22 protein-coding genes are annotated in these 26,463 nt (G+C 63.2%); 1 reads left to right on the forward strand and 21 read right to left on the reverse strand.

The features are described from left to right. Positions 1-21: 21 nt before the first annotated feature. From ACYG9Z_RS02375 to oiaX, 13 genes are all read right to left on the reverse strand, one after another. Positions 22-960, reverse strand: a complete 939-nt coding sequence (locus ACYG9Z_RS02375) for a sugar phosphate isomerase/epimerase family protein (RefSeq protein WP_023751556.1) — start codon at positions 958-960, stop codon at positions 22-24. Continuing rightward, positions 960-2,477, reverse strand: a complete 1,518-nt coding sequence (locus ACYG9Z_RS02380; RefSeq protein WP_023751557.1) for a glycerol-3-phosphate dehydrogenase — start codon at positions 2,475-2,477, stop codon at positions 960-962. Before ACYG9Z_RS02380 ends, ACYG9Z_RS02375 begins: the two co-directional genes overlap by 1 nt. Further along, the gene (locus tag ACYG9Z_RS02385; protein ID WP_023751558.1) at positions 2,474-4,033 is read right to left on the reverse strand and encodes an FGGY-family carbohydrate kinase; all 1,560 of its coding nucleotides are present in this window, start codon (positions 4,031-4,033) and stop codon (positions 2,474-2,476) included. Before ACYG9Z_RS02385 ends, ACYG9Z_RS02380 begins: the two co-directional genes overlap by 4 nt. A gap of 108 nt (positions 4,034-4,141) precedes the next feature. Next, positions 4,142-5,083, reverse strand: a complete 942-nt coding sequence (locus tag ACYG9Z_RS02390; RefSeq protein ID WP_081725422.1) for a D-ribose ABC transporter substrate-binding protein — start codon at positions 5,081-5,083, stop codon at positions 4,142-4,144. 39 nt (positions 5,084-5,122) lie between these two features. After that, positions 5,123-6,256, reverse strand: coding sequence for an ABC transporter permease (locus ACYG9Z_RS02395; protein WP_023751559.1), 1,134 nt, complete (start codon positions 6,254-6,256; stop codon positions 5,123-5,125). Between the two features lie 23 nt (positions 6,257-6,279). Further along, positions 6,280-7,818 (reverse strand): sugar ABC transporter ATP-binding protein, encoded by a 1,539-nt coding sequence (locus ACYG9Z_RS02400; protein ID WP_023751560.1) that lies wholly within the window; start codon positions 7,816-7,818, stop codon positions 6,280-6,282. After that, a complete protein-coding gene (locus tag ACYG9Z_RS02405; RefSeq protein ID WP_023733704.1) occupies positions 7,815-8,465 on the reverse strand; it encodes a DUF2291 family protein in 651 nt (216 codons plus the stop codon). The genes ACYG9Z_RS02400 and ACYG9Z_RS02405 overlap by 4 nt, the downstream gene beginning before the upstream one ends. A 27-nt stretch (positions 8,466-8,492) precedes the next feature. Next, positions 8,493-9,515, reverse strand: coding sequence for a sugar-binding transcriptional regulator (locus ACYG9Z_RS02410; RefSeq protein ID WP_023751561.1), 1,023 nt, complete (start codon positions 9,513-9,515; stop codon positions 8,493-8,495). A gap of 327 nt (positions 9,516-9,842) precedes the next feature. Beyond that, positions 9,843-11,555 carry a glycerol-3-phosphate dehydrogenase/oxidase gene (locus tag ACYG9Z_RS02415; protein ID WP_023714400.1) on the reverse strand — a complete coding sequence of 571 codons (1,713 nt, stop codon included), beginning with the start codon at positions 11,553-11,555 and terminating at the stop codon, positions 9,843-9,845. After that, entirely contained in the window at positions 11,552-12,328 is a 777-nt protein-coding gene (locus tag ACYG9Z_RS02420; protein WP_023672603.1) for a DeoR/GlpR family DNA-binding transcription regulator, read from the reverse strand. The genes ACYG9Z_RS02415 and ACYG9Z_RS02420 overlap by 4 nt, the downstream gene beginning before the upstream one ends. Next, positions 12,325-13,848 (reverse strand): FGGY-family carbohydrate kinase, encoded by a 1,524-nt coding sequence (locus tag ACYG9Z_RS02425; RefSeq protein ID WP_023681696.1) that lies wholly within the window; start codon positions 13,846-13,848, stop codon positions 12,325-12,327. The genes ACYG9Z_RS02420 and ACYG9Z_RS02425 overlap by 4 nt, the downstream gene beginning before the upstream one ends. Before the next feature lie 233 nt (positions 13,849-14,081). Continuing rightward, a complete protein-coding gene (locus ACYG9Z_RS02430; protein ID WP_023751562.1) occupies positions 14,082-15,416 on the reverse strand; it encodes a four-carbon acid sugar kinase family protein in 1,335 nt (444 codons plus the stop codon). Positions 15,417-15,420: 4 nt separating this feature from the next. Continuing rightward, positions 15,421-16,671, reverse strand: a complete 1,251-nt coding sequence (gene oiaX, locus ACYG9Z_RS02435; protein ID WP_023751563.1) for a 3-oxo-isoapionate-4-phosphate decarboxylase OiaX — start codon at positions 16,669-16,671, stop codon at positions 15,421-15,423. Positions 16,672-16,858: 187 nt separating this feature from the next. Between oiaX and ACYG9Z_RS02440 the strand changes: the two genes are divergently transcribed. Further along, entirely contained in the window at positions 16,859-17,572 is a 714-nt protein-coding gene (locus ACYG9Z_RS02440) for a transcriptional regulator NanR (protein WP_023672607.1), read from the forward strand. A gap of 2 nt (positions 17,573-17,574) precedes the next feature. Here the strand turns inward: ACYG9Z_RS02440 and apnL are convergent, their stop codons facing one another. From apnL to ACYG9Z_RS02480, 8 genes are all read right to left on the reverse strand, one after another. Beyond that, a complete protein-coding gene (gene apnL / locus ACYG9Z_RS02445; RefSeq protein ID WP_023751564.1) occupies positions 17,575-19,413 on the reverse strand; it encodes a D-apionate lactonase in 1,839 nt (612 codons plus the stop codon). After that, entirely contained in the window at positions 19,410-20,444 is a 1,035-nt protein-coding gene (locus tag ACYG9Z_RS02450; RefSeq protein ID WP_023681700.1) for a Gfo/Idh/MocA family protein, read from the reverse strand. The genes apnL and ACYG9Z_RS02450 overlap by 4 nt, the downstream gene beginning before the upstream one ends. A gap of 2 nt (positions 20,445-20,446) precedes the next feature. Further along, on the reverse strand, positions 20,447-21,511 hold the full coding sequence (locus ACYG9Z_RS02455; protein WP_023751565.1) for an ABC transporter permease: 1,065 nt from the start codon (positions 21,509-21,511) through the stop codon (positions 20,447-20,449). Next, complete coding sequence (locus ACYG9Z_RS02460; protein WP_023730742.1) at positions 21,508-23,055, reverse strand: sugar ABC transporter ATP-binding protein; 1,548 nt, start codon at positions 23,053-23,055, stop codon at positions 21,508-21,510. The genes ACYG9Z_RS02455 and ACYG9Z_RS02460 overlap by 4 nt, the downstream gene beginning before the upstream one ends. Beyond that, complete coding sequence (locus tag ACYG9Z_RS02465) at positions 23,052-23,696, reverse strand: DUF2291 family protein (protein ID WP_023751566.1); 645 nt, start codon at positions 23,694-23,696, stop codon at positions 23,052-23,054. The genes ACYG9Z_RS02460 and ACYG9Z_RS02465 overlap by 4 nt, the downstream gene beginning before the upstream one ends. A 91-nt stretch (positions 23,697-23,787) precedes the next feature. Next, a complete protein-coding gene (locus tag ACYG9Z_RS02470; RefSeq protein WP_023751567.1) occupies positions 23,788-24,729 on the reverse strand; it encodes a D-ribose ABC transporter substrate-binding protein in 942 nt (313 codons plus the stop codon). 323 nt (positions 24,730-25,052) lie between these two features. Next, positions 25,053-25,880, reverse strand: coding sequence for a phosphogluconate dehydrogenase C-terminal domain-containing protein (locus ACYG9Z_RS02475; protein WP_023751568.1), 828 nt, complete (start codon positions 25,878-25,880; stop codon positions 25,053-25,055). A 219-nt stretch (positions 25,881-26,099) separates the two neighbouring features. After that, positions 26,100-26,327: a KTSC domain-containing protein gene (locus ACYG9Z_RS02480; protein ID WP_023751569.1), complete on the reverse strand. Its 228-nt coding sequence runs from the start codon at positions 26,325-26,327 to the stop codon at positions 26,100-26,102. Between the last annotated feature and the right edge of the window lie 136 nt (positions 26,328-26,463).

Below are 26,463 nucleotides of genomic sequence, written 5' to 3' on the forward strand. Positions count from 1 at the left end.
CCTTCGGGCCGGCGGTTTGCCTCAAGCGCGAGGCTTGAGACTTTCGCGGCCGCTGTCGATGTAAGGCGCCCAGAAATCCACCGACTCACGGATCATTGCAATAACCTGATGATCGACCGGTTCCCTCTCCCGGAAGGAAAGTTCAAGGCAGATTTCATTGTCGGTTCCGCCACCCGCCCGCACGGCGTCGAGCAGCTTCTGCGGGATGATGCGGCCATCCTTGTTGTAGGCGGCGGTGAACGGCCAGTGCCCGCCCTTGTTCATCGACGATTGCTTGATGTGGATGATCGGCGATTGCAACGGGAACGCTTTCGCCCAGGCATAGGGATCAGTGTCGTCAGGATTGGGCGAGGTCACGTCGCCATGGTCGATGTCGACCATCATCTGCATCGGGATCGGCAGCTTGGCCGCATCGATGGCGCCCTGCAATTCGACGCAGCTTTCGATCGTGTGGCCAAACTCGCGGCCGACCGACATCGGTTCCCAGAAAAGGTAGGTCAGGCCCGCCGCCTTGGCGTGCTCGGCCACTTCGCGCCAGCATTCGAGCGCGATGTCGAGAAGCGCCGCGCACCGCTGCGGATCGTCAAAATCCTTGTAGGTGAATATGGCGAACTGCGTGCCCATGCCCGACGCGCCGAGTTCGGCGGAGATGTCGGCGAAGGTCTTGAACCAATCGACATAATAGCGGCGCACATCCGCGTCCGGATGGCCGAAATGATTGAGCCGGCCATAGGGACCGGTCATACCCGAAGTGATCCGCACGCCGGTCCGCGCCAGGGCGCTGTTGAACAGGCGAACGAACTTGGCGATCGTTGCCGCCGGCCAGCCCGGATTGACGAATTCATGCGTCAGTTGCACGTCGCGGATGCCGATGCCATAGGCAATGGCGTCGATCAGATCGTCGGGATCGGCGAAGCGATTGACCAGCGGGTTGGTGTTCAGCGAAAGCGTGAAGGCCATCAGTTCACCGCCGCCATTGTCTTTGTGCACCAGTCTTCGAATGTTTTCCGCTCGGCCGCATTGATATGCAGCCCGTGTTTGGTCCGGCGTTCGAGAACGTCGGCGGCGGTCATCGCCCATTCGGTCTCGAACAGGAAGACAGCTTCGAGCTCATAGAAATCCGGGCCGAAACGACGGCCGAGATCGGCTTCGCCTTTTACGCCTTTCAGCAAGGCGCGTGTGCGCGTGCCGTAGCTGCGGGCATAGTGCTTCACCAGCGACGGGCTAAGCCACGAAAACTCGGCGTGCAGATCGCCCAGGAACTGTTCGAAATCCGCGTTGGGCAGGTCGCCTCCCGGCAGGGGAATTTTGGCTGTCCAGGCCTTCTTTATGGTCGGAAAGAAGGGCTGGATCTTTTCCAGAGCATGTTCGGACAGTTTGCGGAAGGTGGTGATCTTGCCGCCGAACACAGAAAGCAGCGGCGCGCCACCGTTCGGGGCGTCGAGTTCGAACATGTAGTCGCGCGTCACCGCGCTCGGGTTGTCGGCATTGTCGTCATAGAGCGGCCGCACGCCCGAGAAACTGTAGACCACGTCCTGCGCGGTGAGTTGGCGCTTGAAGTAGCGGTTAACCACCTTGATCAGATAATCGATTTCGCTGGCTTCGGCCGCCACTAGCTCAGGCCTGCCTTCATAGGGTATGTCGGTGGTGCCGATCAGCGCCAGATCGTTCTCATACGGGTTGACGAAAATCACCCGCTTGTCGTTGTTCTGGATCAGATAGGCCTGCCGTCCCTCCCAGAATTTTGGCACGACGATATGGCTGCCCTTCACCAGGCGAACGTTGCGGGTGGAATTCTGTCCCGCCACGCGGCTGACGATGTCATTCACCCACGGCCCGGCCGCGTTGACCAGCCCGCGTGCGCGGACCCTCGTCACAGCACCGGTGCGGCCGTCCTGCATGTCGATTGCCCACAGGCCGCCTTCACGCCTGGCAGCAATACAGGCGGTGCGGGTGAACACCTTTGCGCCGCGCTGTTTGGCATCCAGCGCGTTGAGCAACACCAGCCGTGCATCATCGACCCAGCAGTCCGAATATTCGAAGCCGCGCTTGAATTCGTCCTTGATCGGCGCCCCTTCCGGCGCTGTTCTCAAATTCAGTGTCCTCGTTCCCGGCAACCGCTTGCGGCCGCCAAGATGGTCGTAGAGAAACAGCCCGAGCCGCACCAGCCATGCCGGCCGGTCCTCGGGGCTGTGCGGCAGCACGAAGCGCATTGGCCAGATGATGTGCGGCGCCGCCTCCAGCAGCACCTCGCGTTCGATCAGCGCTTCGCGCACCAACCGGAACTCGTAATATTCGAGATAGCGCAGGCCGCCATGCACCAGCTTGCCGGAACGCGAACTGGTGCCTTGCCCCAGATCGTCCTTCTCGCACAGGATAACCGACAGCCCGCGACCGGCCGCATCGCGCGCGATGCCGGCGCCGTTGACGCCGCCGCCGATCACGAAGAGATCGACAATATCCGTTGTATCGCTCAAGACTTAGCTCCTGTGCGGTGCGCCATCGATTTCCACACCGGCTGCAGCGCCTGACGCGCCGCGACAAAAGACGGAAACAGCGCATCGTAGGTTTGCGAAAGCGCCTCGTCATAGGCGTCGCATTCGCCCAGCAGCGGCGTCACCCACTCGGCGCAGCAATCATCCATCGAGCGATAGACGCCAAGCCCGACTGCGGCCATCATCGCCGCACCCGCGGCGCCGGCTTCCTGGCGGCTGCTGGTCCTGACTTGCGCACGGGTCGCCGCGGCGATGATGCGGCGCAGCGACGGACTGCGCGCGGCGCCGCCAGACAGGCGGATTTCGCCGGGCACGCTGCCCATTGCCTGGTAGCAATCGCGGGCCGCGAAGGCCAATCCTTCAAGAACCGCGCGTGCCAGATCGCCAAAACCGTGCTTGACGGAAAGCCCGATGAAGCCGGCGCGCGCGTCTGGATCGACGAACGGGCCGCGTTCGCCGGCAAGCGAGATATAAGGCTGATAGACCAGCGACCCCGGTTCCGATCCTTCGACCCAGACATCGAGCGCTTTCAGCAGCTCGTCGCGCGAAGGTTTTGCGCCGCTGGCGGTCAGCACGTCGCGCGCCAGGCCAAGCAGCCAGTCGATGTTGAGCGTCGCCGCCATATTGGATTGCAGCTGCGCATAGGCGCCCGGAACCGGCATGGCGATCGTGTAGCCGGAGGCATTGTCGTTGAGGACGACATCATCAGGAGTGCGCGCTAGGCGTGTGTGGATGCCGGTCGAGCCGATGACCGTGCAGCCGACATTGCCGCTTGGATCATAGAGGCCGGCGCCAAGCGCGGTGCTGACCATGTCGACGTAGCCCAGCACCACCGGCGTGCCCTCAAGCAGGCCGGTCTCGTTTGCTGCCGACGCAGAAAGCGGATGATGATCGGTCGTGCCTTCGAGCATGGGCGGCAACAGGCGGCGGTGCGACGTCAGATCCAGAATGTCGAGCACCTCGTCGGAATATCTGCGCGAGCGGAAATCGCCAAAGGTGAAGGTGCCTTCCGATGGATCGGTGGCGCGCTCGCCGGTCATCTTGAAGTAGAGCCAGTCCTTGCAGTGAAAGGCAGTGGCGGCGCGCTCCAGAATTTCAGGGCTGTTCCTCTTCAGCCAGCTGAGCTGAGCGCCCTGCTGGCAGGCGTTGAGCCCGGTGCCGGTGATCTCGAACCGCGCGCGATCCCGGGGATCGCCGCGCATCTCGTCCACCAGATGTCCGGCGCGGGCGTCGAGCCAGAGCCAGGCGCGACCGACCGGCAAGCCGTCACCATCGATCAGCCAGGCGCCGTCGCCCTGCCCGGTGATCGCGATCGCCGCGGTTCGCCGCGCGAGGTCGGGAACTTTCGTCGCCAGCTCGCGAACGGTCAGCGCCATGTCGCGCCATGTCTGATCGAGGTCCTGCTCGGCGCCGCCGCCTTCCAGCGTGACAAAACTGTTGGTCATCGACGCCATGGCAAGCTGCCGCCCCGACAGATCGAAAGCGACCGATTTGATCACGGAAGTTCCCGCGTCGATCCCGATCAGCAGGTCTTTCATGCCGCAAGTTCCGGATGATTATGGAGGCAAGTCACAAGGAGCAGTCTTTATTGTCTGGAGCCGTGGAAGAGGCAGGGAGTGTCCGCAAGGACACCCCCTGTGCAGGTTTTATTCCGACAGCACGAAGGGTGCGGTGTACTTGTCCACATTATCCTTGGTGATGAGAAGGCAATCGAACAGCTGCTTCTCGCTGGTGGCGCCGGTGGCGCCCGACTTGATGAACGAGTCGGCCTGCTGCACGGCTTTTGCCGAGAAGATGGCGACTGGCTGAAGCACGGTGTACTGCAGTTCGCCGGACTTGATGGCCGCAACCGCATCCGGGGAGCCGTCGAAGCCGCCGACCTTGATGCCGGCGAGCTTGCCGGCTTCCTTCAGCGCCGCAACCGCACCAAGCGCCATTTCATCATTGCCGCTGATCACGGCGATGATGTCGGGATTGGCTTGCAGCATGCTCTGCATCTTGTCGTGGCCCTGGGTGCGATCCCAGTTGGCGACCTGCGAGGCAGCCTTTTCGAGATCCGGATACTGGCTCAGCACGGTCGCGTAGCCGTTCGAGCGCGTGGCGGCGTTGTTGTCCGACGGGGCGCCGAGCAGTTCGACATACTTGCCCTTTTCACCGACCGCCTGCACCCACTGCTGGGCACCGAGAGCCGCACCCTGCGCGTTGTTGGAGACGAGCTGGCCCTTGGCGAGGCCTTCCTGGTTGATCTCGGCATTGACGAGGAAAACCGGGATGTTGGCGGCAATCGCCTTCTTCACCGCGCCGACCGAACCATCGGCATTGGCCGGGTCGAGGATGATCGCCACCGACTTGTTGGTGATGGCGGTGTCGATCAGATTGCTTTCGGTATTGGTGTCGCCCTTGTGGGCGGCGACGTTGGCTGTATAGCCAAGCTTTTCGGCTTCGGCCTTGGCGACGTTGCCTTCGGTCAGCCAGTAGGGGTTGGCCGGATCGTTGACGATGATCGAGATCAGGCCCGCGGCCGATGCGGCTGCGCTGAACCCGACCACCATCGCGGCGGCAAGCAAACTTCTAAGCACGATTTTCATGTACATTCCTCCAATGATTTTACGCGGTCTTGCTGCCAGTCAGCTGGCAGTCTTCCCTTGGGCAGGATTGGCCGGTTCGGCCTTCCCCCGTTTCTGAGAAGTCGGTTGGCCGCCCGTCGAAGCTGGAAGCTTGCTACGGCGGCGATACTGAACGGCATTGAGGAGCACGGCGAGCACGATGACGGCGCCGGTGAACACTGTTTGCCAGTAGGATGAGATGCCGATGATCACCAGACCATCCGACAGGAAGCCGATGACGAAGGCCCCGAGCAATGTGCCGCGGATGTTGCCGCGTCCGCCGGTCAATGCCGCGCCGCCGATGACGACGGCGGCGATGGCCGTCAATTCGTAAGTGGTGCCGGCGGTCGGTCCGGCCGAAGTAAGCTGCGATGACAGGATCAGGCCGGCAATGGCGGCGCAGATACCGGAAAGCACATAGACCGAAATCTGCACGGTCTTGACCGGAACGCCGGAGAGTTCGGCGGCGCGCTCATTGCCGCCGGAGGCGTAGAGCCAGCGCCCGAAAGCGGTGCGGTTCAACACGATGCTGCCTATCAGCGCGATCACCGCCAGCACCACTACGCCGGTCGGCACGCCGAACAGGCGGTTGAAGCCGAGCGCGTCGAAACCGGTGTTGCCCAGCTCCGGCTTGCCGCCGAGATTGTTGTAGGTCAGGCCGCTGGTCATCAGCAACGCCAGGCCGCGCGCCATGTACATCACGCCGAGCGTGGCGACGAAAGCCGGAACCTTGAACCGCGCGATCAACACGCCGTTGACCAGACCGACAGCGGCGCCCAGCATGCAGGCCAGCACCGCCACCACCCAGACCGGCGGGTAGAGAACGACGCCCAGCCAGGTCAGCGTCACGCCCTGCATCAGAAAACCGGCGACGACGCCCGCAAGCCCGAGCGTGGAGCCGACCGACAGATCGATGCCGCCATTGAGGATGACGAGCAGCATGCCGACGGCGAGAATCCCGAAGATGGCGACATGCGAGGCCATGGTCAGGAAATTCGCCACCGAAAGGTAATAGGGCGACAGGATCGAGAAGACGACGATGATGACGATCAGGGCAAAGAAGGCCCGGCCTTCGAGCAGCAGCTTGGCCACGTCGAAGCCCTCGCCGCCCGCATTGGGGCTGGACTGTTTGCTGGCCTGGCTGACATCGCTCATGATCGGGGCTCCGGAATCTATGATCAGGCGACCACGGCTTCGCCGGAGGCGGCCATGATCTGCTCTTTGGTGGCGTTGGCGCCGAATTCGGCGGAAATCTTGCCGCGCCGCATGACGACGATGCGGTGAGCGATGCTGAGGCACTCATTGACCTCCGAGGTCGAGAAGACGACCGCCAGGCCTTGCGCGGCACGCTCGCTGAGCAAGCGAAAGACTTCGGCCTTGGCGCCGACATCGATGCCGCGGCTCGGCTCGTCGAGAAGGATGACCTTGGGATCTGTCGTCAGCATCTTGCCGATGACGACCTTCTGCTGGTTGCCGCCCGACAGCGATCCGATCATGGCGTTGCCGCCCGCGGTCTTGATGGTCACCTTGCGGATCGAATCGTCGATCAGTGCGCGTTCCCTCGGCCGGGAGAGGAACAGGCCTTTCGCAAACGCCTCGATGCTGGCAAGCGACAGATTGCGGCCGACGGTCATGGTCTGAACCAGGCCGTCGCGCTGGCGATCCTCGGGGACCAGAACCAGACCTCGGGCGATGCGCTGGGCAATGGTCAGCCCCGAAACGTCCTCACCCTCCAGCAGCGCCCGCCCGCCCGCCATGGGCACACGGCCGGCGACGGCCTCCAGCAATTCCGTGCGGCCCGCGCCCATCAGCCCATAGATGCAGACGATCTCGCCCGCTTTGACATCCAGCGACAGATGATCGACGACGTAGCCTGAACCCGAAGCGTCGGTGACGCTGACATCCTCGATCGACAGCGCGACCTCACCAAACGCATGGCCGGTCGGCGGCGAGCCGAGGTCGAAATTCTCGCCCACCATGTTGCGGACGATCCATTCGAGGTCGATGTCCTTGGCTTCGGCCGTCGCCGTGATCGCCCCGTCACGCAGCACGACGGCGTAGTCGGTGATCTGCAGCGCCTCTTCGAGGTGATGCGAGATGTAGACGATGGAGACACCGCGGCTGGTCAGATCGCGGATCACCTTGAACAGCACTTCGACCTCCGTGGCGCTCAGCGCGGAGGTCGGCTCGTCCATGATCAGGATGCGGCTGTCGACCGATAGCGCGCGTGCGATCTCGACGATCTGCTGCTGCCCCAGGCGCAGGTCCTCCACCAAGGTCATCGGATCGATGTCTTCTTCGAGGTCGGCCATCAGCGCCCGCGCTTGGCGCGACTCCTCGGCGAAGTCGAGGCCGGTTCTGGTGCGCAGTTCGCGGCCCAAGAAGATGTTGTCGCGAACGCTCAGATTCGGCGCCAGGCTGAGCTCCTGGTGGATGATCGAAATGCCGCGGTCGCGCGCGTCCGAAGACGAGGAAAAGCTGACGAGATTGCCGTCGAGCACGATGTCGCCGGATGTCGGCGTGACCACGCCGGACAGGATCTTCATCAGCGTCGACTTGCCGGCGCCATTCTCACCGAACAGGGTGGTGACCTTGCCGCGATGGATGTCGAAGTTGACGCCCTTGAGCGCGTGAACGCCGCCATACGACATGACGACATTGCGCGCCGACAGCACGGCGTCGCCAGTCGCGGGTTCTGTGCCGGAAGCCGAATTCATTTGACCTCCAGCCTCACCGGCGTAACCAGCCAGCTCTTCGGATTGACCAGCTTGAAGGCACCGACCACCGCTATGGTCTTGCCGGTCAAGGCGCTGGTGTCGACTTTCGCCAGCACCTCCTTCTTCATCTCGTTGTTCAGCGCCGAGCCGGCGTCCTGATACTCGATCTGGTTGGTGAACTGACCGAAGGTGATCTTGCCGGTGGCGTCGCGAAGCTCGGTTCCGTTGATCGCCGGCCCTGTCTGCACGCGGACCGTCAACGTGTCGGGCAAACCATCGACGGCGACCTTGTAGATGCCCGACTTTCCCTCACCGACGACGCCGGTGAACTTGACCGACATGACCGGTCCGACACCCGCAGGTACGCCATATTCCTTTTCGGCGGTCGCCCTGTCCTTGGCGATCGCAGTCGCGATCGTCGCGGCGTCGGCGGCACGCGCCTCGACATCGGCCTGCACCTTGGGAAACTCCGACTTGCCATAGTCGGCGGCGGAAAAGACGGCGTTGCGGACATCGCCGGCGGAGCCGATCTTGATCACCTTGGTGTCGAGCGCCATGGCGCCAAGCAGAACCACAACCGCGGCGCCGGCAAGTGCGCGGCGCAGGCCGGGCGAAGCTTGCCGGGCGGAGGCAGCGTTCGCGCTCATGATGCAACCACCAGCGATTTTCCGTTGTCACGCATTCGAAGATCCTCCGTTCACGCGGCGCTTCGTGGCACCGGCTGCATCATCGAGCCGGCTGAGTTCGACGAGCGCGCGCGCCGTGCATTCATCGGTGATCAGGCCGCTGAGATAACGGCTTTCGAGCACCGCCTTGATGGCGCGTACCTTCACCTTGCCGCCGGCGACGGCAACGATCCTGCGGCCCTTCAACTGGTCTCGCGGAAGCGCCAGGATTCTTTCCGACAGCGCTGTTTCGACCGGGCGCCCCTTGTCGTCGAAGAAATGCGCCAGCAACTCGCCAACGCCGCCGTCCCGTTTGACATCGTCGATTTCGGACGGCTCGATCATGCCTGTGGCAACCAGCGACGCCTCCCGCTCGGCCGTGCCTATTCCGACGAACATCAGGTCGGACCGGCTGGCGAGAGCGAACACATCGCTGATGCCGCGCTGGCCAAGCAGCACTTCGCGGTCCTCGGCGGTATTGGCGACAAAAGGCACCGGCATGACGAAAGCCTGCGCGCCGGTCCGCTCTGCCAGGCGATGCATGACGTCGTGCGGGTTGGCGGCGAATTTGCGCGTCACGCCGCCAAGCAGCGAGACGAAACGGATGTGAGCAGCAGTTGCGCGCGTCAGATATTCGACGCTGGCGGCAAGCGTGCGGCCATGGCCGACGCCGATCAGCATGTCTTCGCCGCGATCGATTTCGCGCTTCAGGAACTGGGCGCCGGCAATGCCCAGCCCCTTGAGCGGCAGTTCGTCCTGATCGAGATCGGGAACCACCTCGCAATAGTGGAGCCCATAGGCGGCGATCAGGCGCTGTTCCAGGTCGACGCATTCGGCGACGTCGCCGTCGATGAAGACCCTGACCAGACCTTCCTGGTTGGCCTTGGTGATCAGCCTATGCGCCTTGAGGCTGGTCAGGCCAAGCCGCTTGGCCACCTGGGCCTGGGTCAGACCACCGGCATAGTGCAGCCAGGCCGCGCGCGTGGCGAGGCTGGATTCATGGTCGCGGTTTGCGCTTCCGCCGGAATTCAAGCCATCCCCTCCCCAGGGTGATAATATTATCTTTGTGTGCAAAAATTTTCATACCTTTGCACCGCTGTCAATCCCTCCGCAGATGGTTGCCTCAGCCGACGTTCGGCAGCCAACGCGAGCCTATTAGAAGGTAAGCATACAATATGACCATACGGTAGTGTTAATTTAACGTCAATTTGTGTTACCGTATCCAGTGACGGCATGAGCCCGTAGGCGCCGGCAAATCCCAATCCGGGTGCAAAATGGGAAGGTTGATGCACAGGGCGCAACAAGGGCAAATCGATCGGATTGCCTCAGGAAAAGCTATCGGCGTCAGCGATCAAGCGATCAGTCCAGCCGCATCAGGTTCCTGCCCTCGAGCTCGACAACAGCGGCTTCGACCTCCCGCGTGAGGCGCTCGGTGCTCCACGCCAACGCCCGCCCCGCGATCGCGGCAATCTCCTGCAGGTCGCGGCTCGTCAACGAGCCGCCTATCGCCAACGTGCTGCGGCGCATAACGACATCGGCCAGATGTTCGACGAACTCGTTGCGCGCGATGTAGTCGATTTCCGCCTTGCCGTAGCCGCCGGAGTCCGGCAGGCAACCCTCATCATCCGACCCGTGCCTGGCGATCTCAACGGCTCTGGTCCCGTAGCGCGACAGCAATTGATCAAGGCGCCCTTCCCCGGCGCCCGTTGCCTGCTGTGCCTCAGCCAGCCAGTCCGCGCGCGCGGCGGCATTGGCCGGAAAATCCCGCCCACCGCCGATCGGCATCGACTGAGTCGACATCTTGCGGCTGCGCTGCAAGCGCTTGAGTACGGTATCAGTGACTTCCTCGGCAAAGCCGCGGAACGTCGTCCATTTGCCGCCGACCAGCGAAATGACTGCAAAGGGCCTGTTGCCGTCCGGCTCGGCAACGGGCGCCGAATGATCGCGGCTGATCAGTCCGGGCGTCGCTGCTTCAGACGTCGGCAGCGGCCGGATGCCGCTATAGGCGTAGACGATCTGGTCGCGCTCGAACGCCATGCCCGGCAGCAGCGTTCGCACGCTGTCGAGCAGATAGTCGACTTCTTCGGGTTCGCAGCGGACCGCGTCCGGATTGTCGGCCTTGATGTCGGTCGAGCCGACCAGCGCCAGGCCGAGATAGTCGTAGACCAGGCAGATGCGGCCGTCATCGGCCTCGAAATAGAGCATGCGCCCGGCGAGGCTTTTGACCAGTTCGTCATGCCTTAACAGGATATGCGAGCCCTTGGTGCCGCCGATCATCTTCGATGGAGCACCAAGCAGCGCGTTGACGTCGTCGATCCACGGACCGGCGGCGTTCACCACCAGCTTCGGCCGCACCGAAAAGGCCGCGCCGTTTTCCGGCTGGAAGGTGAGCACGCCATTGGCTGAAGCCGCCAGTGTCGTGTAGTTGGCACCGGCAGACGCCGCGTGAGCCTGCAAGCCGTCGAGGATCAGTTCCAGCACCAGCCTTTCCGGGTGACTTATCTTGGCGTCGTAGTAGGTGCCGGTGGCGACGATCGCCGGATTGAGCGCCGGCATCTCAACAAGCGCCTGCCGCCGCCCGACCATGCGGTGGCGCGGCATGACCTGGTTTCGTGAACCGTAGAAATCGTAGATCATCAAGCCGATCTTGATCAGTATGGCGCCGCGGCTGCGCGGCGCGCTGGTCGAGCCGAACAGCGTTCGCAACGCCGCGAGCATGCCCTTGCTCCACGAGAAGATCGGGATGACGGTCGGCAGCGGGCTGACATAGTGCGGCGCGTTTTGAAGAAGCAGATTGCGTTCGAGCGTCGACTGCGCCACCAGCCCGAACTCGCCGGTCTCGAGATATTTCAAGCCGCCGTGGATGAGCCTCGACGGCGCGGCACTGGTGCCCGAGCCGAAATCCGCCTTTTCGACGATCAGGCAGCTGACACCTTGCGCGCACAGATCGCGAAACAGCCCAGCCCCGTTGATGCCGGCGCCAAGAATGACGACGTCGACTTCGCCGGTCCCGGCCATCGCGGCGAGACGCCCTGCGGGATTGTCCGCCCCGGCTCCATCTGCTGGGTTCATGGCGCCTTCGTCTTGACGATGCGCAACTTCACCCCCGCCCGTTCGAGGCTCTGCGCCTGCGCATCGCCCAGGCCCTCGGTCACCAGCACGGCGTCGAAACTGGTCAGATCGTCGAAGACATGCAGCGCGATCCGGTCGAATTTTGCGTGGTCGACCAAAAGGATGCGCTTCACGGAGGCGGTCATCATCGCCTGCTTGACCCGCACGACATTCGGATCCTGGATGAAAGCAGTGGTTCCGGTGACGGCCGAAGCCGAACAGATCAGCACATTGGCGCGCAACTGCGCCACGGCGTTCTCGCAGACAATGCCGATATAGGCATTGTAAGTGGGATGATACTGGCCGCCGAGGCAGATGAAATCGATATCGTCCACATTGATCAATTGGCCCGCCGTCGAGACGCTGTTGGAAATGACGGTCAGCGGCTTGACGTCGAGCAGCAGCGTCGCGACCGCGTTTGCCGTCGATGAATCGTCCAGCATCACCACCTGGCCGGCCTCGATATAATCCAGTGCCGCCCGCGCCAGTGCATCCTTCTCGGCTCGATTGACGGTCACCCGGTAGCGGAAAGCGCTCTCGTAGAGGCCGGAAGGCTGGACCGTCACCGCACCGTGCAGCTTGCGCAGCACGCCCTGCTGCGCCAGCCGGTCGATATGCCGGTGGATGGTCATGCGCGACACGCCGAAATGCTCGACCAGATCATCGATGCGCACCTGGCCGAGCTTGATCACATAATCGGCGATCTCTTCGCGTCGTTCGTCGGCCTTGATCATGCGTTTACCCCCGCCAGCCTTTCGATATCAGGCCAATGCGACTTCAGCTGCTCGGCTATGCGGCAGTAGAGCGAAAACCGCTCATTGAACACAGCACTGGAGGCGGGCACGGTTTGGTACGTCCGCTCCGTCATGCCGACCTGCCTGGCGCCCTCTTGCGGCGTCTTGAACAAGCCGACCGCAGCACCTGCGCAAAGCGCGGCACCGAGGGCCGCGGTCTCATCCGTCGAGGTGACGGTGACCGGGGCGTTCAGCACGTCGGCAAACATCTGGACGAAAGCAGGATTGCGCGAACCGCCGCCGGTCAGGCGGATCTCGCTGACGGCAAAGCCGTCGCGCAAAGCCTCGACATGGGTGCGGTGATTGAAGGCGATGCCTTCCAGAACCGCCTTCAGCATGTCGCCGCGATTGTGCCAGCCATGCAGGCCGACAAAGCTGCCGCTGGCCAAATCGCCATAGGGAGAGCCGAACAGATAGGGATGAAACAGGATGGTCGAAGGCTTCTTCAACGCCGCGTCGATCTCTCCCGCCAGCAATTCGTGGAGCGAGCCGCCATCCGCGTTTGTCCTGTCTTGCTCCAAGCGACAGAAAGTGTCGAGAAACCAGTCGTAGTTCGCGGTCGAGGCCGGCGAGATCGACATGTTGTTCCAACGCCCCGCATCGATGGCGTTGCGGCAGAACCAACGTCGGTCGACGCGCGGTTGCGAAGAGACGACTTCGTTGATGGAATACGTGCCGGCGACGATGGCGAGCACGCCGTCTTCATGGCCGCCCATGCCAAGCGCCGAGGCGGCCACGTCGTGCAGGCCGCAGGCGACCGGTGTTCCCCTGCGAAGGCCGGTCCTTTCGGCGGCATCGGCTGTGACTTGACCGGCGATGTCAGCGGAATGCGCCACCGGCGGCAGCGCGTTGAACAGATCCTCCAACCCGAAGATGCGCATCGCTTCAGGCGCATAGGCTTGCGTGCGAAAATCCGTGAATGAAGTGCTGGCCTCCGTGCGGTCGGTCCCGATCGTGCCGGTCAGGCAAAAGCGCAGCCAGTCCTTGCAGGCCAGCACATGGCCGATGCGGCCATAGCGATCAGGATCGTTCTGCTTAAGCCACGCCAGCAGCGCCGACGGCGCCGAAACATGCGGCGTCTGGCCTGTCGTCGCCAGTGCATCGGTGAAAACGGTACCGGCGGACCACCTTTCGACAATGTCGCCGGCGCGGCTGTCGAGCGACAGGATGCCTGGTCCCAAAGGCTGACGATCATGATCGAGCAGATAGAGACCATCGCCATGCGCGGTCGCCGCCACCGCCTTGATGTCTTCCGCCGGCCTGCCGGAGAGCGCGATCGCCTCCTTGATGGCGTCGGCTGTTGCTTGCCACAGGCCTGACATGTCGCGCTCCACCCAGCGCGCGTGGGGCATCGATTGCGGCACCCGGCGACGGGCCACGGACAATTGCGTGCCGTCGGCATCGAAGATGACCGCCTTGGTGACCGTGAGGCCGTTATCGATTCCGAGCAGGCTGGGCATGATCACCGCCTCTTTCAGCAACTGGCGATTGCTACAGGGCGATCCTGCAGTCTGATGCAAGGGCGAAACACATGGCGACAACCCCGATTGAGCAAGGGGGACAAACGGCAAAAGCACCTCGCCGCAACAAAGAACTCATATCTTTATGTGAATTTAACGTCAACATACGCGACAAAAAGGCTTCGGCGCCAGGGAGCCACGGATGGATCTCGCGGTTGCCAGGCGACGCGTAATCAGCTGCTAAGGCCGTCACGGATGGCGCTGAAATAGCGGTCGGTTCCGACCTGCCCGCCCTTGAGCGCCACCTCCATCCCATCGATCGCCTTGATGCGCGAGTGAGCGACGCAAAGCGGCGACCCCGGCGACGCCGGCAGCGGCATCCGCACCGTCAGCGCATCGACACCCATCTGGCCAAGCGCGTGGCTCGACGTGTCGCCGCCGGCTATGACCACGCGCTGCAACTTCTGCTCGATCGTCAGCGCGCGAAGCAGTTCGCCAAGGCCGCGACCGAGCTTGTGGCGGGCGCCTTCCTGGCGGTCGATTTCCGCACCCCTGTCGGCTGCGGATCCAAGGGCCGTGTAGAGAACGACGCTGCGCCCGGCTTCCAGGCTGGCGCGACCGGCTGCCGCTGCGCGTGCGATCGCATCTCCCGAAGCTTCGGAGACCAGTTCGACGGGATCGACCTCGATGCCGTCGAAGCCGTCGGTCAAAGCGTGCCGGATCTGTCGTTCGGTCGTCGGCGAACAACTGCCCGAGACGACCGCGATCCGGTCGGCAGCACCTGGCGGCGAAAATTCTGGTTCAGCTCTGACTGTCCCGTTCGACACCCATTCGGCCAGCAGCGCATATTCGATCCCCGACGAGCCGACGACGAACGAACCGCCCGGCTTGCGGGCGCGCCATATCTCCTTGCCGGCAAGCGCCTGCGTCTCGAGGCTGTCGACATCGACAAGCACGATGTCGGTGCCCTCGGCGAGCAAGCGATCGAAGGCTTCCGAGCGCGACGCCGACTGCAACGTCGCGAGATCGACCAGCCCCGACGTGAGCTCCGTCTGCCGCGACAGATGGATCAGCAGGTCGGATTCATCCATTGGCGTCGTCGGGTGGCGGCTCATCACCGGATGGCGATCGATGCGGTAGTATCTGTCGCGATAGGCGGCGAACAGATGGCCGAAGGCGGTGTATCGCTTGAGCTGCGGCGCCCCGACCAGCAGCGGCACGCTGTCCCGCGCGAAGACCGAGCGGCCGATCTCGATGGCGCGGCCGATGCTGCCGATCGTCGGGCTGGAGTCGAAGGTCGAGCAGACCTTGTAGTGACAGATTTGGGCATTCAGCGCCTTCAGCCAGGCGAAAGCGTTTGTGAGATGCGTGTCCATCCACTGTGGCGTCTCGCTGCGGCTGGTGCCGGCCAGGCCAATGGCGCGGCAATGGCTGAACTGCGCAAGCATGGTCGCGTTCGGCTGGCGCATGAACAGCACGGTCGGCACGCCGCCAAGTTCGAGCGCTTCCATGACGTCGGTCGAGCCGGTGAGGTCGTCGCCATAATAGCTGAGAAGCAGATTTTGCATCGCTTCAGGCCGCTTTGCCGTCGCCGAATTTTTCGATCGACCGCGCCAGTTCGGGATGGCTCAAGGCGAAATCCGCCAGCGGAATGCCGTCGACCGCCGCCTGCCAGGCCTGCTGCACGGCGCGCACGCCGGCGCCCGGCCCGTCCGGATGGCTGACGATGCCGCCGCCGCAGAGATAGAGCAGATCGACCGTCCGGCCGGTTCGTGCATAGGTCTCCGGCGCCTGCCCGCCCCATTGGCCGGAGCCCGCCACAGGCAAGGCGCAATCCTCAGGCGCAAAGATCGGCGTCGTCACCGCCTTGAAGGACTCGACGAAGGACGCGTCCGGCTCCCAGTATTTCGATTGGATGCCGTTGATCTGAAACTGGTCGACGCCGAGCAGCCGCCAGAATTGTTGCCAGACCTTGAAGTCCATGCCGAGGCCGGGATGACGGGTAAGAATGTCCCAGCCGTTGCGGTGGGCGTGCAGCACCAGGCTGGAGCGCTTTCTCAAGTAGGCCATGCCACCGAAGCCTATCGAATTGATGTTGACCACCGCGCAATTGCCGCCGGCCTTGGCCACCAGATCGTGGTTGCGCATCATCTCGTCCGGGTCGGCATGCGAGATGCCGAAGGCATACATGACCTTCTTGCCGGTCCTCTGCTCGTGGTCGAGGATCAGCGGCATGATTGCCTTTACCCGCTCCGCCAGCGGCGAATAGGCTGGGCTCATCAGCTTCTCATCGTCCTTGATGAAATCGACACCGGCGGCGATCAGCTCGCCCACCATCGCGGCGGTCTCGGGGGGCCGCAGCCCCAGCGCCGGCTTGACGATGGTGCCGATGATCGGCCGATCCGTGACACCTGTCAGCCTGCGGCTGCCGGCGACGCCGAATTGCGGACCTGGATGCGCGCCGCGGAATTGCTCCGGCAGCTTCATGTCGACAACGCGAATGCCGGTTAGGCCCTTGATCGAATAGGCGCCGCCGATGGCAATGGTCATCAGAGCCGACAGGTCGTGGCCGATGGCATCGAATGGAAAGGCGATGTCGACATCCGCGCGCTTGAACGGCCCGTTACCGGCCTCGGGAATGGAGGGGCGAAGTGCGTCCGGCAGGTGCCGAATGGCCAGGACACGCGCGGCCACCCGGGCTTTCAGTTCCTCGGTCTCGCCGGGCAGCGCGACGAAGGTTCCAGACGACTGGTCGCTGGCGATCTTGGCTGCCAGCGTCTCGATGCTGCCTGATGTCTCGATGCGGTAGGTGAGCGTGATCATGGTTCGTTGTCTGAGGCCGCAGGGGGTTCGAAAAGAGTTCCTTGATCGTCGGAATCTGGTATAATGAGCACATAAGCTTTGCAAGCAATATCCTGTCTGGCGGCTATGGGCGATCGGGGCGACAGCCATTCCGGGAACAGCTGCGGCAGTGTTAGATAGACACAGGTCAAGGGAGTGATTCGCGACGATGAACCGTTCGGAGCCGATCGTCCGGCGCAAACTTTCCGACGAAGTGTTTTTGCGGCTGAAGCGCCTGATCACCAGCGGAGAATTGACGCCGGGCGACGACATGCCGTCGGAGCGCGAGTTGATGGAGCGCTTCGAGGTCGGCCGTCCCGCGATCCGCGAGGCGATGCAGGCGCTGAGCAATATGGGCCTCGTCGCGATCTCGCATGGGGAACGCGCCAAGGTGCTGCAGCTGACCGCCAAGTCGATCATCAAGCAGGTCGATGGCGCAGCCAAGATCATCCTGTCGTCGTCGAAGGACACGTTGGAACACCTGAAAACGGCGCGCATCTTCTTCGAGCGCGGTATGGTCAGGGAAGCCGCCGAAAACGCCACTGCCGAGGACGTTGAGCAGCTGCGGGCCACAATTGCCGAACAGCGTGGCTTTCGCGGCGATTCCGAGGCTTTCATTTCAGCCGACATGAAGTTTCACACCCAGATCGCGGCCATTTCAGGCAACCCGATCTATATCGCCGTCAGCGAGGCGATGCTCGGTTGGCTGAAGGAATATCACACCGAAATGCTGATCTGGACCGGCAAGGAACAGTTCACGCTGACCGAGCATGAAGAGATCATCGGCCGCATCGAGAAGAAGGATGCCGACGGCGCCGAGAAGGCGATGATCAAGCACCTCGAGCGCTCGCGCGCGCTTTATGTGATGAACTCCGGCAACTGATTTCAGCCGATCCGCGTGATCGCGTAAGGGGTCATCACCAGTTGGCCTCGGCCAAACGCTGAGATGTCGACCGTCACGTCGTCCGCCGTCAGGTTCGCCAGCCACGCCACGGTCTTGCCCGAAGCGGAGCGGCCGGCCAGCGCCAGCACCTTGGTCTCGTCGCTCGTTTTCGTCGCCACATACGTAAGGCCGGCCAGTTCGCAAAGCCCCTTGATGGCATCGAAGATCGGCCGAGGCGATCCTTCCGCGACGGGTTCGCCGGATGCTGCGAGCACGCCGAAAGGCCCGGCGAAGCCGGACAGCGTGAGCAGTTCCAGCCCGGCCGGCGCGACACGCGCGGCATAGCCGATCGCCCATGCGGCTGCGAACAGGCCGGCATGGCGAGGGTCGCGATCGGCCATGGCGATGCGCTGGCCCCCGGGATTGCCCTTGGTCGCGCCGCCATAGGGGTTCTGGCGCATGGCGATCGTCGATGGACCGATGCGGTAAGGCTTTTCCCCGAAGATCGCCCGCGCCGACGCGGTGATGAAGGGCAGCGCCTCCAGCGACTGCATGACGCTGAGATCGTCGGCGGCGTGCACGATCGGGCACGTGCAGTGGGTGACGAAATCGAGTTGGCCCGCCGGCACGCGCTTGCGGTTGAGCTCGGTGAAATAGCTGAACATGCCGCCGCCGAGCCGGATATCGGGAAAGGCGCGACAGGCCGCGGCATAGACGTCTTCGAGCGGCGGACAGTCCGGCCACGCGCTGCCCGGCGGTGTCGACTGCCGGTCAACCGAAGGCGAGACGGCAATGGCCGAAAGCTTCAACCCGGCTTGACGCACCATGTCGGCAACGCCTGACAGCTCGGCATCGAGGTCGCCCGCGCAGGCAACGACGCATTCCAGCGTCGTCTGCACCGGATAGGCGGCGGTGAGCCTTGCATAAGACTGCAATGCTTCGACGCCGTGACCGCGCGTCGGATCGTAGTGGAAGACAAGTTGCTGCGGGCCGAGCTCGGTCAATGTCGAAAGATTTGCGAGCGCTGCTTCGACCTCATCCGGGTAGATGATCACGCCGAGATCCGGCAGCCTCTGCCCGGTCTCGCCGAGTTCGACGCTGACCGGTTCGGCGGCAGATGCTGCGGCCGGCATTCCCCCCTCGCCGGTGATGCGCAGGCTGACCGTCTGGCTTACAGTTTGGCCGGCCGGCAGCACATAGGGCCAAGGCAACGCCAGTGGCCGCACATAGGTCTTGTAGGACGCGTCCGACCAGTTACGCTGGTCCTCCATCTCGAAAGTGTCGCCCTCCATCCGGCATTCGGCAGTGATGCCCGGCCGGACCTCATGGGTGATCGCGCGCAAATCCTTGAAAGGCTGCCAGGGATCGATCAGCAGTGGCAGTTTCGTCGCCACCACGCTGCCGTCGGTATGCTCGACCGTGACCGGGCTGCTGGCGAGGCCGGCGATCGGATGCAGGACGCAAAAACCGCAGCGATTGGTCTCGAAATCGCTTTCAGGGACCGCGCTGACGTCGAACACTAGGTGACCGTTGGCGGAGCCCTTGATCGTAGCGCGAAAGTCGAGCCGGCTTCCGCCCGGTGCTAAGCAAGTTGCGGAGTAGCTGACGGAGCAGCTGTCGGCGTCCTGATCGACGGCAAGTTCCGTCAGCGCCGGTTCATAGGTGCCCCAGTCGCGGTCGCGCACGATGTAGGCGATGGCGCGCAGCACTTCGATGCCGCCGTAACGGATGGTGCGCAGGCTGCCGTTGACAAAGTCGGCGCTGAGCAAGCCCGCACTCAGCCTAACCGGCTCGGCCTCGACCACGCGTGTGCCGTATAGGAGGAAGGCGTCGGCTGTCATGTCAGCAAGCCATCCAGGTGGACAGGTTCGTGGCTCGCGGCGCCCAGATAGGCCGCCTCGACCAGCGCGAATGTCTTGAGATTGTCGGCGCCCGAGGTCGCCGGCTCGGTTCCCTTTGCCAGGCAGTCGACCCAGTGCTGCTGGATGGCGACGACGCTCTCCTGGATGTTGTGCCATGGGCGCGATGCCCAGGCGAGTACGGGCGGCGAAACGTCGGTAATCTTCGTGCCGCTCCTGCCGGTGACGGTGAGCCGATATCCCTGCGCCAAGCGGATCGTGCCGTCGCTGCCGTCGATCTCGATCAGCGTTTCGGGAAACGGTTCGGTGGCGAGCTTCGTCGCGTAGCTACAGTCGACCACTGACGTCGCCCCGCTCTTGTGGTCCATCAGCATCGTCGCGACATCTTCGCCCGCGATGCCGGGGTTGATGCGCGCGGTTCGCGTCGTGATCGTCGACACGTCGCCCAGTAGAAAACGGGCGATGTCGAGACTGTGGATACCGAGATCCTCGATGATGAAGCGCTTTCCCTTGGCGAGATAGGGCTGGCCGGAAAACACGTCATAGGCAGAGCGGAAGGAGATGCGCCCGAAGAACGGCGTGCCGATCTCGCCGCTGTCGAGCACGGCACGCACCGCCTGGATCGCCGACTGCCAACGAAAATTCTCATGCACCATCAACGGTACGCCGGCTTCCACGCAGGCCCTCACCATCGCCTTGGCGTCGGCAAGCGTCGGCGCGAACGGCTTTTGGCAAATCACCGGCACACGGTGCAGCGCCGCCATCTCGACCAGCGGACGATGGCTGGGAACGGTGGTGGCGATATCGACGAAGTCGAGGCTTTCGCTTGCAAACATCTCTGCCGCGTCGGTGTAGCGCTTCGCAATGCCGAACTGGTCGCCGATGATGCGCAGCCGCTCCGGGTCGCGGTCGCAAATGGCGACCATCGCGGCGCCTTCAATGTCGCGCCAGGCATGCATCTGGTTGATGGCAAAGAAGCCGCAGCCGATGAGCCCTCCCCGCAACTCCGCCATGCTCAGCCTGCCTTTGCCATCTGCATCAACGTCACCCGGCTCTGCAGCCGGCGCTGCGCCTGGTCGACGACGACGGCGACGATAATGACAAGGCCCTTGATCACCATCTGCCAGAAGGAACTCACGCCCATCATCACCAACCCGTCCGAAAGAATGCCGATGACGAAGGCGCCGACAATGGTGCCGCCGATCGTGCCGCGCCCCCCTGACATCGAGGTGCCGCCGAGCACTGCCGCCGCGATGGCGTTGAGCTCGAAACTTTCGCCCGTTGCCGGGTGCGAGGCCATCAGTTCGGACGAGATGATCAAACCGACGATCGCCGCGCAAAAGCCGGAGAACATGTAGACGAACATTTTCACCACGTTGACACGAACGCCCGAAATTCGCGACGCCCGTTCATTGCCGCCGACGGCGAAGATGTGGCGGCCGAGCGGCGTGTATTTGGCGAGATATGCCGCCGCCAGCGCAACGACGATCAGGATCCAGATCGCCACCGGCAGGCCGAGCAGCCGCCCGGCGCCGAGGAAACCAAACCCGGTGGTGCCAAGCTCCGGCTTGCCGACGAGGTTGGGGAAGGTGCGGCCGTCCGACGACAGCAACGCCAGGCCCCGCGCGACATAGAGCACGCCGAGCGTGGCGATGAACGGCGCGACATTCAACCTGGTGATCAGCAATCCGTTGACGGCGCCGATCAATATGCCGACCGCCAGCGTGATCAGGGCGATCTCGACGACATTGAAATAGATTGTGTAGCCGAATTGCAGGTCGATTCCGTTCAGCACGAGGTAGCCGGCGACCATGCCGCACAGGCCGACGATCGAGCCGACCGACAGGTCGATGCCGCCGGTGACGATGACGAAGGTCATGCCCATAGCGAGGAAGGCGTTCAGCGCCACATGTTTCGACATCAGGATCAGGTTGGCGGTCGACAGGAAATTCGGCGCCGCGATCGAGAAGAAGATCAAGACGGCGATCAGCGCGATGAAGGTCCTCGCCTTCATCAGCGTCAGCAGCAGCGAGCCGCTCGAAACGGAGGAGACAGCCGCCTTGGCCGGGATGTCAGTCATGGGTTCTCCGTGTGCGGGGCCGGTCCGTGGCCAAGTGCCGAGGCGGCGACAAGGGCTGCCTCCGTCGCCTCGGCGCGATCGAACATGCCGGTCAGTTTTCCATTGCTCATCACCGCGATCCGGTCGGACAGCGCCATCACCTCATCGAGATCGGAGGTGGCGAACAGAATACCGAGCCCATCGCGCGACAGTTTGCGCATGGTGCGGAAGACGTCGGCCTTGGCGCCGACATCGATGCCACGGCTCGGCTCGTCCATCAGCAGCACCTTCGGCCCGGTGAGCAGCGCCTTGCCGATCACCACCTTTTGCTGGTTGCCGCCCGACAGCGACGAGACCTCCTGCGCCGGGTCGGCAACCTTGATCGCCAGTTCCCGCACCATCTGCGTCACCGCCTGCTTCTCCTGGCCGCCACTGATGTGGAACAGGCGGACAAAGCGCGACAGGCTGGCCAGCGTCAGATTGCTGGCGACGGAGAGGATCGACACCAGCCCTTCGCGTTGGCGGTCTTCGGGGATCAGCGCCAGCCCGCGCCGGATGCGCCGCGTCGTGTCCCGCTCCTTGACCTTCTTGCCGGCGATGAAGATCGCGCCGGTCGCCTGGCCATGGCGGCCCATGATGCAGTCGAACAGCTCGCTTCGCCCGGCGCCCATCAGGCCGTATATGCCGAGTATCTCGCCGGCGCGCAGCGACAGCGAGACGTGATCGACCGCCAGCCCCCCGGTAGCCCGCGGCAGGCAGATGTCCTCGGCGCGGAATATCTCTTCGCCGGGAACATGGCCGTCGGCCTTGGCGAAATCCTTGGCGTCGGAGCCGATCATCTGCCGCACGATCCACCGCGTGTCGACGTTTTTCATCTCTTCCTGGCCGGTGATGTGTCCATCGCGCAGCACGGTGATGTAGTCGCCGATGCGGATCAGTTCTTCCAGCCGGTGCGAGATGTAGACGATGGCCACGCCGCGCGCCTTGAGGTCGGCGATCACCTTGAACAGGATCTCGACTTCCGCCGCACTCAGCGCCGAGGTCGGCTCGTCCATGATCAGGATGCGTGCATCGAGCGAAACCGCCTTGGCGATCTCGACCAGCTGCTGCTGGCCGATGCGCAGATCCTCGACCAGCATGTCGGGCCTTATCCCGGCCTGCAGGCGTTCGAGAAATTGGGCCGCACGGCGCTCCTGCTCCTTGCGGTCGATCTTGCGAAACCGGTTGGTGATCTCGCGCGTGGCGAAGATGTTCTCGGCGACGGTCATATTGCCGAACAGGTTCAGCTCTTGGAACACCATGCCGATGCCGCGGTTCACCGCGTCGCCCGATGACGAGAAGGAGACCTCCTCCCCTTCCAGGAGGATCCGGCCGAGCGTCGGCTGTTCGACGCCGGCGATAATCTTCATCAGCGTCGATTTGCCGGCGCCGTTTTCGCCGACCAGCACATTGACGGCGCCCTTGCGCACCTCGAAATTCGCGCGCTTGACCGCGACGGTGCCGGAATAGACCTTGGAGACGTCCTCCAGCTTCAAGACGACATCGTGAGCAACCGCAGCGCTCATGGCTTCGGCCCGATCTCTGCCTCCGCCGGCGTCACCAGCGGCAGGTCCTGGCCGTTTTCGAGCGTATAGGCGCCGAGGACCTTGGCGGTCCGGCCTTCCAGCGCGTCACGCGGCAGTTTGGCAAGCACGGCCTTGACGGCATAGGCGTTGAACGCCTTGCCGAACTGGGCGAAGTCGATCTGGTTGGTAAAATCGTTGAACTGGATGAAATCGAGACTGTCGCGCAGCGCGGTTCCCCGCATCGCCGGTCCGATTTGCACACGCGCATCGGCCTTGCCGTCGCCGTCGACATCGATATCCATCGTTGCCGCGCGTGACGTCGTGTTGGCTGCGATGATCTTGCCCTCGACGCGAACCGCGAAGGTCCATGGCGAATTCGCCTGCTTGTTCGGATTGCCATATTTGGCGCCAGCGGAAGCAGGATCGGTTTTCGCCAGAGCGTGGACCTCGGCAAACGGCCCGGCCTTCTGCTGGAGGTAAGGCACGACCTTCGCGGCCCAGATCTCCTCGACCATCTTGTCCGGATTGAAGACGGCGGCATTGCCGCTGCCCCCCGAAGGGGTCGGGAGGATCTTGCAGGCGGTCAAGCTGATGCCGAGTATCACGGCAAGGATCGGCCAGGTCGGCTTGTTGTTCAGCATGATGGCTTGTTGAGCATGTGATCAATACCCACGGAAAATGCCGACGAGGGACGACCCTTGGGTCGCCCCTCGCTATTCATGTCACGCCGGCTCAGTTGGTCAGCGCAAACGTTTCCAGCTTGGCAGCATTGTCACCATTGACCAAGACGCAGTCCATCAGCTGCTTTTCCTTGGCCGGCGACTTCTTGTTCTTGATGAAGTCGTTGGCCTGCTCGACCGCCATCTGCGCCTGCGCATAGGCCGGCTGCAGGACGGTTGCCTTGATGCCGCCCGCGGTGATGGAGTCGCGCACGTCGTTGGATCCGTCGAAGCCAACGACGATGACGTCCTTGCGGTTCGCCGCGACCAGCGCCGCATACGCGCCCATCGCCATGGTGTCGTTGCCGGAGATGACGCCCTTGATATCCGGGTTGGCCTGCAGGATCGATTCCATCTTGGAATAGGCTTCCGTCTGGCTCCAGTTGGCCGATTGCTGGGCGACCATCTTCAGATCCGGATAATCGTCGATGACGTCATGATAGCCCTTCGAGCGAATGCCGGCATTGGTGTCGGATTCCTTGCCGACCAGCTCGACGAAATTGCCCTTCTCGCCCATCAGCTTGACGAACTCCTGCGCGCCGAGCTGGGCGCCCTGGTAGTTGTTGGAGACGATCTGAGCCACGGCGACGCCGGTGGCGTTGATCTCGCGATCGATCAGGAACGACGGCACGCCCGCGTCCTTGGCCTTCTGCACGGCAGCGACAGTGGCGTCGGCGCCGGCATTGTCGAGGATGATCGCCTTGGCGCCGCGACCGATCGCCGTATCGATCAATTCGGATTGCTTGTTGGCGTCGTCATCATGGACGAGCACAAGCGGTTCGTAGCCGAGTTCCTTGGCCTTGGCTTCGGCGCCGACGGCTTCCGCCTTGAAGAACGGATTGTCGTGCGAGGGCGTGATGATGGCAATGAGGTCGGCCGCATAGGCGGGTACCGCCGTGCCAAGCGCCAGCATGCCGGCGAACGCCGCAAGTGTCATTCTGCGTGTGAGTTTCATGATGTCCTCCCGTTTGAAAAATTGCCTTGATAAATCAAGGCCTCTGTATTCGAATTCATCGCGCAACGCGGGCCGCCGATCGGTTCAGGCTGAATGCCGGTGCCGGCTTCCCAAACGATCGCTGCTCCCCCGCCGTCCCTCCACTCGCCCACGCTTCGTACTTCCCGCGAACCCTTGCCCAAGCCATCAACAGCTAAGCCAACTGGTATGATGAGTCAATCACTAATTGAGGTGACATGTTCCCACTGAGCAAAACATCTGTTCGTCATGGCGGGTGTGTCGAGCCATCGAGGCGCTCCGGCAAGCGCCCGACTCGGCCTGTCTCAGGTAATGCGCCGAATGCTCTCGGCGATCTCTTCCGGCTCGAACACCCGCTTCCAGTCGTCGCGCATCAGCACCGGCTTGCCGAATTCGATCGCCTTGTTGCAGGCATCCGAGAATACGCCCTTGGTCTCGCCGAAAATCACGGCGCCGAGCACGTTCATGTGGCCGAGCAGGAAGTCGAGCGCCGCCTGTTGGTCGACGCCACGCGCGACGACCTCGTCGACGGCTTCCTTCATGACGACGAGCAGTGACGCGCACACCGTCTCCGATAGACCGGGCTCCAGCAGCGCCATCTGTTCGACAGTGACACGGTGCGAGCGCATGACCGGCGCCCAGATGATTTTCGCGACCGCCTCGCCCTTGGCGTAATCCGCTTCCGGTCCCTGCATCAGCGCGCTGACCATATGCTGCTTGGCCTTGACGCCGCCAAAATAGTCCTTCTTGGCCGCCATGTCGGTCTCGTCGTTGAAGATCGGCGGATGACAGGGATGGGTGACGAAATAGGTCAGGTCCGGCCGGTTGGGCAGATGGCCGGCGAAGGGTGCGGCCGCGTCGAGCACTATCACCATCGTGCCAGGCGCGAGCTTGCTCTCGATATCAGCCGCCACCTTGCCGATATGCGTGTCGGGAACGGCCAGGATGACGATATCCGCCCCGTCGAGCGCCGCATCGGCACTGACCGCGTCAAAGCCCAGTCCGGTCTTCAGCCGCTCGCGGCCGGCCTCGCTGACCTCGACATGGCGTACCGTGTAGGGCGATCCGCGAAAATTGGTCGACAGGCGGTAACCCATTTTGCCGCCGGCACCGAGCAGCGCAATCGTCGTCATCTATCCCTACTCCCGCTTTAAACGACGGCCGCGCCGATCGTCAGGTTATCAACTGGTATAATCACATTACCACGAATTCAGGAGTTGAACAGGGCTTTGATGAGGCTATGCGGTCGCCCGTTTGGCATTCCACTCGCACGTGGCGGGCCTATAGCTGCCTGGGTCCCGGGTCTTCCCAGCCCGAAAACTATCCCTGCGCTGCGACTCCTGGTAGCGCCTTCAGGATCCAGTCACGCGCCGGCGTCCTTCTTCAACCAGGTGAAACCGGTAGCGATCGCGCACGAACTCGTTGAAAAATTGCCCTTTCGAGAAGGCGGCGCGGAACGCCGCGTAGGTCTCGGGCTCGACCTCCTCGTAGTCGTAGCGGGCTCCGCTCGGGACGAACCAGACCGAGAGGATTTTCGTCGACGGGTCGTAGTGGGTGTTGCGGATGGCAGTGGACGGCATGTCGAAAATCCCGCTTCGTCCCAAAATCTTGCTTCGCCCCAAATCCTGCTTCGAAAATGCGTAATGCCGCAACGATGCGGAGGTTCCGTCAGGGAGGCGCACCACAACGCCGAAAATCTTGCCCGGGCGGCGAGGC

The sequence above is a fragment of the Mesorhizobium sp. RSR380A genome (assembly GCF_054719385.1).